The sequence below is a fragment of the Neorhizobium populisoli genome (genome assembly GCF_019430945.1).
Lineage (GTDB): Bacteria > Pseudomonadota > Alphaproteobacteria > Rhizobiales > Rhizobiaceae > Neorhizobium > Neorhizobium populisoli.
Genome location: NZ_JAHYCB010000001.1, coordinates 555,402 through 567,052, shown reverse-complemented (window position 1 = coordinate 567,052; position 11,651 = coordinate 555,402). Strand labels below are relative to the sequence as shown.

The following is an 11,651-nucleotide window of genomic DNA, read 5'->3' as shown; positions in this document are numbered from 1 at the left end:
CGCTAGGCCCTAAGTTCATCACTCACAAGCAGCGTCGCGAGGTTTTCCTCTCGAAATAACGGTGAATTTCGTGTCGCCGGAGGAGGCATAGCGGCGACCGATACGAGCCGGGCAAATTAGGTTTTGGAACCGATATGCGTGCGGATAAGCTCTGCAGCATGGGCCCAGTCCGTCGCCCGGGTCACGCCTTCCGGCTTCGGCGCCAGCAGATGCAGAGCCGAGTCGGGCATCATGTGCAGGAGAAGAGAATGGGGCAGGTGATCGCGAACCGAATGCAGGTTATGCGCCATGTCGTCGATGAAGACCGATGGCAAGGCCCGTTCGGCATGCAGGCGGCGCATGATCGGTCCCTTGGGCTCCTCGCTGGCGATCAGCGGGAAGGGAAGCTCAAGCCTGTCCAGCAACCGCCGGCGCTGATCGCGATAACGCGGCGGCATGGCGGTGAGGAACACGACATCGGCATCGTCGGAAAGCGACGTCAGTGTCTGCACAGCCAGTTCAAACGGCATCTGCCAGGTTTCTTGCGCCTCGAAGAAGGTTTCGATCAGCCGCCGCACGTCTGCATGCTCGAGGGCGATCTGTGTCTCGATCGAGACGATATTGCCAGTGAGTCGGAAGGAGCGCGGCAGCAGCTCATGGCCTTCGCCGCGCAGAAAATCTTGGAAGGGCGCCGCGAAATGCAGAACCACGTCATCGACGTCGCAAACGACGAGCGGACGTTCGCCAAGCCGGACATGGGAAATATCGAGAATTTCGGTCATCGTAAAATCCGGCTTAATAGTCGACGGGGCCGGAATAATGGCGCGAAGCCGCAGCCACGGCTTCCGGCTTTGTGCCCGTCGCTTCGCAGAAGGCGAGCAGAGTGGGTTCATGCTCCATCAGGAAGTCGATCATGCCGGCCAGAAAGCCCGGATCGTTCACCGCGGTCCGAAGCTGGTTCGGCTGGACACCTGAGAGAGCCAGGAAGCGTCCGAACATGTCGGGTTCGTTCGCCAGCCAGCCCAGAATGGCGCCGGCCGTTTCTTCCGCATGAGCCGCATTGCCTGCGAGATTTGTCGGTTCGCGCCGCATTGTCCGTCAAGTTACCTTTTCTTCAACCAAATAGCCTTACCCTGCCTGAGAGGGGCTCCTTGGAATCGACTGTTCCGGGAGCTTATAGACTGAAGGCACGCTTGCAAGGCGGGATTTAAGGAACGCATCACCATGCCCAAACGGGTCATGATCGTCGAGGACAACGAGCTGAACATGAAGCTCTTCCGCGACCTGATCGAAGCATCGGGATACGATACCATCCAGACCCGCAACGGCATGGAAGCGCTTGATCTCGCGCGCAAGCATCGTCCCGACCTCATCCTCATGGATATCCAGCTTCCCGAGGTCTCCGGCCTCGAAGTCACCAAGTGGCTGAAGGAAGACGACGAACTGCACATCATTCCGGTGATCGCGGTGACGGCTTTTGCGATGAAGGGCGACGAGGAGCGTATCCGCCAGGGCGGCTGCGAGGCTTATGTTTCCAAGCCGATCTCGGTGCCGAAATTCATCGAAACCATCAAGACCTATCTCGGCGATGCGTGAGGTTAAAGGGGCGGCATGACGGCGCGTATCCTTGTAGTCGACGATATCCCGGCCAACGTGAAGCTGCTCGAAGCGCGGCTTCTGGCCGAATATTTCGACGTGTTGACGGCCGATGACGGCTACAAGGCGCTGGCGATCTGCGACAATACGCATGTCGATCTGATCCTGCTCGACATCATGATGCCTGGTATCGATGGTTTCGAGGTCTGCGAGCGGCTGAAGGCCAATCCGCGAACCGCCCATATCCCGGTCGTCATGGTAACCGCGCTCGACCGGCCTTCCGATCGCGTGCGCGGCCTAAAGGCTGGTGCCGACGACTTTCTGACGAAGCCGGTCAACGACCTGCAGCTCATCTCCCGCGTCAAAAGCCTCGTGCGGCTGAAGACGCTGAGCGACGAATTGCGCATTCGTGCCGACACCGCCAACAATATCGCCCTGGAAGACATCCTGAAGGGGCTGGACGGCCGTGACGAGACTTCCCAGGTCTTGCTGGTCGACGGCCGCGCAAGCTCGCAGGAGCGCATCATAAAGGCGCTGAAGCCGGTTGCCGAAGTCATTGCCATGTCGGACCCGCAGGCCGCGCTTTTCGAGGCTGCGGAAAACCCGGTCGACCTTGTGATCGTCAATGCCAATTTCGAGGACTACGATCCGCTCCGGCTATGCTCGCAGCTGCGTTCTCTGGAGCGCACCCGCTTCCTTCCGCTGCTGCTGGTGACGGAAATGGGAGCCGACGAAATCATCGTCCGGGCGCTCGATCTCGGGGTGAACGATTATATCGTCCGCCCGATCGATCCCAATGAACTGGTGGCGCGCGTGCTGACCCAGATCAAGCGCAAGCGTTATAACGACCGCCTGCGCACCAGCGTGCGCCAGACGATCGAGCTTGCGGTGACGGATGGCCTGACCGGTCTCAACAATCGCCGTTATCTCGACAACCATCTGAAGGTTCTGTTCAACCGCGCCGCTGCCCGCGGCCGTCCGCTCTCGCTCTGCATCACGGATATCGACCGCTTCAAATCGGTCAACGATACCTATGGCCATGATGCCGGTGACGAAGTGCTGAAGGAATTTGCCGCCCGCATCCGCTCCACGGTGCGGGGAGCGGATCTCGCATGCCGGTATGGTGGCGAAGAATTCGTCGTCGTCATGCCGGATACGGATGCTGCGGCCGCGGCCGCCATTGCCGAACGGCTGCGTGGCATCGTTGAAAGCTTCCCGTTTCATTTGAAGACGGCGGGCAAGATGCTGAACATCACGGCGTCGCTCGGGATCTCCTGCAACACGTCAGGCGCCGAAACGCCGGAGCAGCTTCTGAAGCAGGCTGACCGCGCGCTCTACGAAGCGAAGAATAACGGCCGAAACCGGGTCGTGGCCGCTGCTGCGTAAGAGAATCATTTAATTCTAAAATAATAGATCGCCGGTCAATTTTACCGGTTCAGTTGTGGATAACGCCGTTTGCAGGTGGCCATTTTTGGTTGCCGACAACTTTTTGCGGGTGCGAAGTAAGGGAAGAGTTTTCGTGAATAATGCGGGCGAAAATCTCTTGCCGCAGCGCATTCAAGAAAAATCGAATGTATCAGCGCGCGGCGATTATGCGCAGTCTACAGAATAGCTGATGATTTTAGCATTGATGTTTTTGCATGGCTTGAGATTAGAGACGGCCTTCCACCAAGATATGCTTCAGGCTTGCAAAGCGTTTCTGAGTGTTTAAGCGAAATAAAAAGTACCGTAACCTAAGAACATCTTTTGATTTAGATCAAAGAAAAGTCGTCAAATGCCGTTTGTCGATGCGAATTTTAACCAATAACCGAAGGTCATGCGGTATGGGATTAAGAATCTGTTGATTTTCTTCCCGTTTTGCGCAATTTTGACCTCAGCAAACAAAAGGTTCCCGAGAGGGACGCCGATACCCCATGATGCTCAGGTCCGCCGCATCTCCTGGGTCGTGGGGTCGGTCGACTGGCAGGCATACCAAAGCGGTTCCTCGTGCCGTGATTGCAGGCTGGTCGACCCCCATTTGAAAGCGCCGCTTCAGAAGCTCTGGAGCGGCGCTTTTTTGTTTCTACGCACTATGTCCCATTTTGGATCACAGGACACCTTAAAAATAACCAAATAAAAAGGCGCCGGACCCAGTCGGGCGGCGCCTTCCGACAAAACCTGTCGATCAAGTCTTACTTGATCTTGGTTTCCTTGAACTCGACATGCTTCTTCGCGACCGGATCGTACTTGGTCTTGGTCATCTTGTCGGTCATCGTGCGGCTGTTCTTCGTGGTGACGTAGAAGAAACCGGTGTCAGCCGTCGACAGCAGCTTGATCTTGATGGTCGTAGCTTTCGCCATGGTGTTCTGCCTCTAAGAAAAATGAAAGCCGTGAACGCGGTGGGGCCCACGGCGAAACGTGGCGCGAAATTACAAATCACGCCCGAAAAGTCAACCTCGTTTTGATCGGAAAATTACCCGGCAAAGGGAAACTACCACGTAAAAGCCGAAGAAACCGGCCAGAGCCCAGGCGTAACCGTCATTTCCGCCCACATCCATGGCCGCACCGATGCTCTGCGGACCGGCAACAGTGCCGACCGCATAGCAGAAGATGAAGGCCGCATTGGCCGCCGCCAGGTCGGGACCGCTCAGCCGCGCGCCGAGATGCGCCAGGCCGACCGTATAAAGGCCCGAGACGCAGCCGCCCCAGAAAAACAGGATAACCGCCATCATGATCCAGTGATCGATCAGGTAGGGCAGCGCGAGCGAGCCAAGCACGCCGAGCACGGCCATCGCGGCCAGAAGCGGTCGTCGGTCCTTCAGGCGGTCGGAATAGAGGCCGAGCGGGATCTGGAAGGCCATGTTGCCGATTCCCATCACCGTCAGCAGAACCGCTGCCTGTGCTTCGCTGAGCTGCTCACGCAGCGCGTAGATCGGAAACAGCGACAGCCCGCCGGACGAAACGGCGCCAAAGGCGAAGACGGCGGCGGTGGCTGTCGGGACCAGGAATATGTAGTGGAAGAAGTGGCGATCCGGCTTGGTGTCGATAACCGGGCTCTCGTGTCGCGCAATGAAGATCGGGATGACCGCCAGCATGATGATCGCCGCACCGGTCAGGAACGGATAGATGCCCTCGCTGCCCAGCGCCGAGAAAATCAATGGGCCGACGGCGAAGCCGATGGCCAGCACGGTTGCGTAGATCCCGAGCACCAGCCCCCGGCGCCTCGGCGGCGCGGCTTCGTTGATCCAGAATTCCGACAGAATGAACAGCGTTGTGGTGGCGCCGTGGAAGGTGAAGCGCAGCGGGAACCACATCCAGAACTGGTCTGCGTAATAGAAACCCATGGCGCTTGCCGCGGCGATCACCACCGCCGCCATCATGACCTGCGCCACGCCAAAGTCATGCGCAAGCTTGGTGGTGATGGGAGCGGCGATCATCGAAGCGACGCCTGCCATGGCGGCATTGAGGCCGATCAGCGTCGAGGAAACCTTGAGCTTGTTCTCAAGGATGATGCTCAGCAGCGGCAGGCCCAGGCCGATGGCGATGCCAACGGCGCTGATGGCGGATATGGCGGCGATCAGCGACGGCCAATGGATATGCTCCACATGACCGTTGGCGTCGGTCGTCGGCTGAGGCATTCAATGTTCCTTACAGTCGGCTGCGGACGAACTGTCCACGACGCATGAAGTAGAAGTTGACAGGGCTTCCGAACGGCAGGGCGGGATCGGTGTCCATCAGGCCCCTGACATCCTCCAGTACCGTCTTGGTAATGGCCGGGAGTTTCAGACTGGAAAGGCCCTGGATGTCAAGCCAGCGGAGGTCCTGAAGCTCGTTAGAATCGGTCAGATGGTTTACGTCGAAGCCTGTTTCGTCCAGAAACGCCAGGAAGAACCGGGTATCGAAGCGGCGAACGTTGCCAGGTGGCGTAATCGCCCGCGCAACGTAGCGAAGACGGGAAAGGTTGGGGGCGCCGTCTGCGATCGACAGGCCGGTCTCTTCACGAAGCTCGCGTAGCGCGGTCAGGGCCAGTGCGCGGGCGCGGCTGTGTCCCATACGCGCCGACCCGCCGGCGAGAAGCTTTTCCGTCACTTGCGGGTCGAGATCGGCGGCGAAGGGCAGGGCGTAGTCCTTGGGATCGCGCCGCCCACCCGGAAAGACATAGACATCCGGCATGAACACATGCGCGCTGCCGCGCTTTCCGACCAGAACACGGGGGCCGCCGCCGGATCGGTCGATCAGTATCAGAGAAGCTGCGTCCTTAGGCTTCACGCCGGCAATGCGGGCGTGCTTCAGCGCGTCCATGGCGGACGGGACGTGTTCCTCTTCAGAGGACGTCATGCCGTCGGCTCGTTCTGGCGCGGCTTGGCGATCGGCTCGATGGCGTCGTCCTCATGGCCACTGAAACCGTGCATGCGATAGGCCCATTGCAGGCCGATCACGCCGCCCTTGATCGGCTGGATGGTCACAAGTGCCGCCAGCACCGCAAGCGGCACCCAGATGGCGAGATGAACCCAGGGCGAGACGCGCAGCACCATGTCGGTCAGCATATAGCCGGTCATCAGCACGTGGCCGACGACGACGATGACGAGATAAGCCGGCAGGTCGTCAGCGCGCTGGTGGAATATCTCCTCGCCACAAACGGCGCAGGTATCGACCGGCTTCAGGAAGGCGCGAAACAGGCGGCCTTCACCGCAGTTCGGGCAGCGGCAAAGCATGCCGCGCTTGATCGAGCGGCCGAGAGGGCGTTCGGTTTTCGCGTCGCCGCCGAACCGAACCACCGTGTCGCCGTTGCCCTCAACCTGACTTTGCCCCTGGCCCTGCATTCCTATCTCCTTCGACCTCTGGGAGGCCGTGTTCCTGGCGTCGGGCGGCCGCGCCGCCCCGATTTGTGGAACGAGCGAGTCGCAGTCGGCAGCTTCTTGCCTTCGCTCAGCATCTCGAATGTCAGAGAGCCGGCGAGCGGTATGGCCGCCTTGAGCCGGACATCGACCGAATCGCCGATCTGATAACCGAGACCCGACTTCTCACCCGAAAGCGCCTGATGCGCCTCGTCGTAGATGAAGTAGTCGTTGCCGAGCGTGGATATAGGGATGAATCCGTCCGCACCATAGGTCGGCAGCGAGACAAAAAGTCCCGCCTTGGTCACACCGGACACGCGGCCTTCGAATTCCTCGCCGATCTTTTCCGAAAGATGGTGCGCGATCAGCCGGTTGATCGTATCGCGCTCGGCCGCCATCGCACGCCGCTCGAAGGTCGAGATTTCCGCCGAAATATCGTCGAGCTGCGCTTCCTCGTCTGGCGTGATGCCACCTTCGCCGAGCCCCAGCGAACCAACCAGCGCACGATGCACGATCAAGTCGGCATAACGGCGGATCGGTGAGGTGAAATGCGCATATTTCATCAGGTTGAGGCCGAAATGGCCGATATTGTCCGGGCTGTAGATCGCCTGGCTCTGGGAGCGCAGCACCATCTCGTTGACCATCACCTGATGGGCAGTGCCTTCCGCCTTCGACAGGATGCCATTGAAGGAGTTGGAGCGCATCTGGCCGCCCTTGGCCATGGGAATGCCCAATGTGGCCAGGAATTCGCGCAGCGTCTCCTGTTTGGCAAGCGACGGGCCGTCATGGATGCGGTAGATCAGCGTCTGCTTTTTCTTCTCCAGCGTTTCCGCCGCGGCGACGTTCGCCTGGATCATCATCTCTTCGATGAGCTTGTGCGCGTCGAGCCGCTCTGGCACATGCACGCGATCGACCGTGCCGTCGGGCTTCAGAAGAATCTTGCGCTCCGGCATGTCGAGTTCGAGCGGCTGGCGACGGTCGCGGCCGCGCTTCAGCACGCCATAGGCATGCCAGAGCGGCTTCAGGATCGTGTCGAGCAACGGCCCCGACTTGTCGTCCGGCTTGCCGTCGATCGCCGCCTGAGCCTGCTGATAGGAGAGTTTGGCGGCACTCTTCATCATGATGCGATGGAAGGTATGGCCTGCCTTGCGGCCTTCCTTCGAAAAGGTCATGCGCACGGCGAGCGCCGGCCGGTCTTCGCCTTCGCGCAACGAGCAGAGATCGTTGGAAATCCGCTCCGGCAGCATCGGCACGACGCGATCCGGGAAATAGACTGAGTTGCCACGCTTCAGCGCCTCGCGGTCGAGCGCCGAATTCGGCCGGATATACCAGGAGACGTCGGCGATCGCCACGGTGACGATCACGCCGTCCGGATTGTCGGGCGAGGGGTCGAGCTCGGCATAGACCGCGTCGTCATGGTCCTTGGCGTCGGCCGGATCGATGGTGATCAGCGGCACGTCGCGCCAGTCTTCGCGCTTCGACATGCTGGCGGGCTTGGCGTCGGCTGCCTCATCCATCACTTGCTTCGGGAAGATGTGGGGAATGCCGTGAGCATAGATGGCAATCATCGAGATCGCCCTTTCCGAGCCCACCGAACCGACAACCGTCAGAACGCGGGCACGCGGCAGGCCGAAACGGCCAGAGCGCACGACTTCCGACTCGACCAGATCGCCATCCTTGGCATCGCCGATGCCATCATGCTCGATCACCATTTCCTCACCGCGCCGGTCGATCGGCAGCAGGCGAAGTTCGCCATCGGCAAGCTTGTGGACGACGCCGAGCGAGGCGCCGCGGCGCTTGTCGATGATCTTGATGACGCGGGCGGTATAGGCCGGGCCGCTGCGATCCTTGTTCGGAAAGATCTTCGCGAGGATGCGGTCGTTGAGGCCGACGGCAGGCGCTTTGCCCTTACCGCGGCTCTCGGAAGACTGGCGGATCAGCACAGCCGGTGCCGCGCCTTGTTCTTCCGGCCATTCCGTAGGCCGGCCGATCAGTTCTCCGTCCTTGTCGCGGGTGGTGATGTCGAGCACCGTCACCGGCGGCAGGGCGCCCGGACGGCTGAGCGATTTGCGGTCCTTCTTGAGAAGGCCGTCGTCTTCGAGTGTGCGCAACAGATCTTTCAGCTCGACGCGGGTCTCGCCTTTCAGGCCAAAAGCCTTGGCGATTTCACGCTTGGAAGCCTTGTCCGGATTGTCGGAAATGAATTCCAGCAACACTTCGCGCGGCGGAACGGCGCCATGGATGATCACCGGCTTTTCGCTGGAATTGGCCTTGTCGCGCCCGGCTCTGTCCGGGCGCCGATCCGATGGTCTCGATCTGTCGCGTGGTTCTCTCACGTTTCCGTCTTCTTCGCCTTCGGGGCCGCTTTCTTTGCGGGTGCTTTTTTCGCGGCCGTCGTCTTAGCCTTGGCGGGTGACTTTTTCGTGTCGCCCTCGGCCTTCGCCGCCGCCTTCTTGGCTGGCTTTGCCTTCCCCTTGGCCGGTGCCGCCTTGCCGCCCTTTTCGATGATGAAGGCCATCGCCTGTTCCATCGTCACGGATTGCGGGTCGAGGCCCTTCGGCAGGGTCGCGTTGACCTTGCCCCAGTTGACATAGGGGCCGTATTTGCCGTCGCGCACGGTGATCGCGCCGCCATCCGGGTGATCGCCGAGTTCCTTCAGCGCCGCCGGTGTGCCGCGTGTGCGCCCGCCGCCGGCCGCCACCGCCGCCTTCTTTTCGGCGATCACGGTCACGGCGCGATTGAGACCGATCGAGAACACATCCTCGATACTTTCGAGATTGGCATAGCTGCCGTCATGCAGCAGGAAGGGTCCATACCGTCCAAGCCCGGCAGAGACCATCTTGCCCGATTCCGGGTGCTGGCCCACATCGCGCGGCAGGTTGATCAGCGCCAAAGCCTTCTCGTGGTCGATATCTTCCGGCTTCCAGCCCTTGGGCAGCGACGAGCGCTTGGCTTCCTTGCCTTCTCCGCGCTGGATATAAGGTCCGAAACGGCCCGAACGCAGCGTCAGTTCCTCGCCGGTATGCGGATCGGCACCGAGCGCCTTCGGCTCGTTGAGGCCGTTCGCGTCGGCTTCGGCGCCGCCTTCAGAGGAAAGCTGACGGGTGTAGTTGCATTCCGGGTAGTTCGAGCAGCCGACAAAGGCGCCGTATTTGCCGAGCTTGAGCGACAGGTTGCCGGTGCCGCAGACCTGGCAGATACGCGGGTCCGAACCGTCTTCTCGCTTCGGGAAGACGAGCGGCGCCAGTGCCTCGTTCAGGGCGTCAAGCACGTTGGTGACGCGCAGTTCCTTGGTGTCTTCGATCTGGCCGAAAAAATCCTGCCAGAATTCGCGCAGAACCTGCTTCCAGTCGAGTTCGCCCGCCGAAATCTTGTCGAGCTTTTCCTCGAGATCGGCCGTGAAATCGTATTCCACGTATTTCGTGAAGAAGCTTTCGAGAAAAGCCGTGACCAGCCGGCCCTTGGAATGCGGGATCAGCTTACGCTTGTCCATCGTGACATATTCACGGTCGGACAGCGTCTTCAGCGTCGCGGCATAGGTGGAAGGACGGCCGATGCCGAGTTCTTCCATCTTCTTGATCAGCGAGGCTTCCGAATAACGCGGCGGCGGCTCGGTGAAGTGCTGGCTGGCATTCACTTTATTCTTGTCGAGCTTTTCACGCGCATTGATCGGCGGCAGGCGACCATCTTCCTCGTCGTCATCCGACTTGTCGGTATCTTCGCGGCTGTCGACATAGGCGCCGAGGAAGCCGTCGAAACGAACGACGGAACCGACGGCACGCAGGCCGGCCTTCTGGCCATTGTTGTCGGCCAGGATTTCGACCGTGGTGCGCTCGATTTCGGCCGATGCCATCTGGCTGGCAATGCCGCGCTTCCAAATCAGTTCGTAAAGACGCGCCTGGTCGGAATCGAGGAACTTCCTCACCTGGTCCGGGGTGCGGTTGAAATCGGTCGGGCGGATCGCTTCGTGGGCTTCCTGGGCGTTTTTCGCTTTGGTGGAATAGAAGCGGGCCTTTTCCGGCAGGTAGCGGTTGCCGAACTGATCGACGATGGCGGCGCGCGCCGCTTCGATCGCTTCCGGCGCCATCTGTACGCCGTCGGTACGCATGTAGGTAATGAGACCGACGGTTTCGCCGCCGATATCGACACCTTCATAAAGCTTCTGCGCCACCTGCATGGTGCGCGACGCGTTGAAGCCGATATTCGACGATGCGGCCTGCTGCAATGTCGAGGTGGTGAACGGAGGGCCCGGATTGCGCTTGACCGGCTTTGCCTCGACCGTGTCGACCGTATAGGCGGCGCCGTCGAGCAGCGCCTTCAGCCGGTTGGCTTCCTCGCCGGTCTTGACCGAGCGACCCTGCAGGCGCTTGCCGTCTGCGGAAACCAGCTTGGCTTCGAACTCGTCGCCGCGCGGAGTGCGCAGCAGCGCCGACAGGTTCCAGTATTCTTCCGAAACGAACCGCTCGATTTCCGACTCGCGGTCGCAGACGAGGCGCAGCGCCACCGATTGCACGCGGCCGGCAGATCGCGCACCCGGCAGCTTGCGCCACAGGACCGGCGAGAGATTGAAGCCGACGAGATAGTCCAATGCGCGGCGTGCCAGATAGGCATCGACCAGCGGCACGTCGATATCGCGCGGATTGGCCATCGCGTCGAGCACGGCCTTTTTGGTGATCGCGTTGAACACGACGCGCTTGACCGGCTTGTCACCGATCAACTTCTTTTTCTTCAGCAGGTCGAGCACGTGCCAGGAAATGGCTTCGCCTTCGCGATCCGGGTCGGTCGCGAGGAACAGGCCATCGGAACCCTTCAGGGCGTCGGCAATGTCCTTCATACGCTTCTGCGACGCGGGATCGACCTCCCACAGCATTTCGAAGTCCTGGTCGGGAAGTACCGAGCCGTCCTTGGCGGGAAGATCGCGCACATGGCCGAAAGAGGCGAGAACCTTAAAACCGGAGCCGAGATACTTATTGATAGTCTTGGCTTTGGCTGGAGATTCTACAACAACAACATTCATCTTGCTTCTCTGGAATAGAGGCTTTGCCCGGAACCGCGGCGGCCCAGGCGAAAATCTTGACTTTCCGACATGGAGGGCTCTTGCGCCGTGGTCAAGAGGCGACGGTCAAATATGGGGAACAAAACCGCTCAACTTCAAGAGGTTCTGCAATTGGTTGCAATTCTAAATAAATGCACTATGGTCCAAATCAACCATAAAAAGTGAATTTAATTGGACTTAACGTGCCTTCACGCGGGAACGGG

10 protein-coding genes are annotated in these 11,651 nt (G+C 60.2%); 2 read left to right on the top strand and 8 right to left on the bottom strand.

The annotated features are described in order from the left end of the window. Window positions 1–116 precede the first annotated feature (116 nt). The gene (locus KX729_RS02820; protein ID WP_219740904.1) at window positions 117–761 is read right to left on the bottom strand and encodes a hypothetical protein; all 645 of its coding nucleotides are present in this window, start codon (window positions 759–761) and stop codon (window positions 117–119) included. A gap of 13 nt (window positions 762–774) precedes the next feature. Then, complete coding sequence (locus KX729_RS02815; protein WP_219740903.1) at window positions 775–1,071, bottom strand: DUF3572 domain-containing protein; 297 nt, start codon at window positions 1,069–1,071, stop codon at window positions 775–777. Between the two features lie 132 nt (window positions 1,072–1,203). On the opposite strand from KX729_RS02815, the gene KX729_RS02810 reads away from it, so the two are divergent. Together KX729_RS02810 and KX729_RS02805 are read left to right on the top strand one after the other, a co-directional pair. Continuing rightward, on the top strand, window positions 1,204–1,575 hold the full coding sequence (locus tag KX729_RS02810) for a response regulator (protein ID WP_085423079.1): 372 nt from the start codon (window positions 1,204–1,206) through the stop codon (window positions 1,573–1,575). Between the two features lie 15 nt (window positions 1,576–1,590). Beyond that, window positions 1,591–2,961, top strand: coding sequence for a PleD family two-component system response regulator (locus KX729_RS02805; protein WP_219740902.1), 1,371 nt, complete (start codon window positions 1,591–1,593; stop codon window positions 2,959–2,961). A 785-nt stretch (window positions 2,962–3,746) separates the two neighbouring features. Here the strand turns inward: KX729_RS02805 and rpmG are convergent. The 6 genes from rpmG to topA all read right to left on the bottom strand — a co-directional run bounded on the left by rpmG (window position 3,747) and on the right by topA (window position 11,409). After that, window positions 3,747–3,914: a 50S ribosomal protein L33 gene (gene rpmG, locus KX729_RS02800; RefSeq protein WP_003547442.1), complete on the bottom strand. Its 168-nt coding sequence runs from the start codon at window positions 3,912–3,914 to the stop codon at window positions 3,747–3,749. Between the two features lie 90 nt (window positions 3,915–4,004). Next, window positions 4,005–5,192, bottom strand: coding sequence for an MFS transporter (locus KX729_RS02795; protein ID WP_219740901.1), 1,188 nt, complete (start codon window positions 5,190–5,192; stop codon window positions 4,005–4,007). A gap of 10 nt (window positions 5,193–5,202) precedes the next feature. After that, window positions 5,203–5,856, bottom strand: a complete 654-nt coding sequence (locus KX729_RS02790; RefSeq protein ID WP_246617394.1) for an NUDIX hydrolase — start codon at window positions 5,854–5,856, stop codon at window positions 5,203–5,205. A gap of 32 nt (window positions 5,857–5,888) precedes the next feature. Continuing rightward, on the bottom strand, window positions 5,889–6,377 hold the full coding sequence (locus KX729_RS02785) for a DUF983 domain-containing protein (RefSeq protein WP_219740899.1): 489 nt from the start codon (window positions 6,375–6,377) through the stop codon (window positions 5,889–5,891). A gap of 2 nt (window positions 6,378–6,379) precedes the next feature. Then, window positions 6,380–8,728 carry a ribonuclease R gene (rnr, locus tag KX729_RS02780; protein WP_219740898.1) on the bottom strand — a complete coding sequence of 783 codons (2,349 nt, stop codon included), beginning with the start codon at window positions 8,726–8,728 and terminating at the stop codon, window positions 6,380–6,382. Continuing rightward, window positions 8,725–11,409, bottom strand: a complete 2,685-nt coding sequence (gene topA, locus KX729_RS02775; protein ID WP_219740897.1) for a type I DNA topoisomerase — start codon at window positions 11,407–11,409, stop codon at window positions 8,725–8,727. The genes rnr and topA overlap by 4 nt, the downstream gene beginning before the upstream one ends. Between the last annotated feature and the right edge of the window lie 242 nt (window positions 11,410–11,651).

Excerpts from the sequence above, each read along its gene's own strand:
- KX729_RS02820 (WP_219740904.1), bottom strand. The coding sequence starts at position 761 with ATGACCGAAATTCTCGATATTTCCCATGTCCGGCTTGGCGAACGTCCG.
- KX729_RS02810 (WP_085423079.1), top strand. The coding sequence starts at position 1,204 with ATGCCCAAACGGGTCATGATCGTCGAGGACAACGAGCTGAACATGAAG.
- KX729_RS02785 (WP_219740899.1), bottom strand. The coding sequence starts at position 6,377 with ATGCAGGGCCAGGGGCAAAGTCAGGTTGAGGGCAACGGCGACACGGTG.
- topA (WP_219740897.1), bottom strand. The coding sequence starts at position 11,409 with ATGAATGTTGTTGTTGTAGAATCTCCAGCCAAAGCCAAGACTATCAAT.
- KX729_RS02795 (WP_219740901.1), bottom strand. The coding sequence starts at position 5,192 with ATGCCTCAGCCGACGACCGACGCCAACGGTCATGTGGAGCATATCCAT.
- KX729_RS02815 (WP_219740903.1), bottom strand. The coding sequence starts at position 1,071 with ATGCGGCGCGAACCGACAAATCTCGCAGGCAATGCGGCTCATGCGGAA.
- KX729_RS02790 (WP_246617394.1), bottom strand. The coding sequence starts at position 5,856 with ATGGACGCGCTGAAGCACGCCCGCATTGCCGGCGTGAAGCCTAAGGAC.
- rpmG (WP_003547442.1), bottom strand. The coding sequence starts at position 3,914 with ATGGCGAAAGCTACGACCATCAAGATCAAGCTGCTGTCGACGGCTGAC.
- KX729_RS02805 (WP_219740902.1), top strand. The coding sequence starts at position 1,591 with ATGACGGCGCGTATCCTTGTAGTCGACGATATCCCGGCCAACGTGAAG.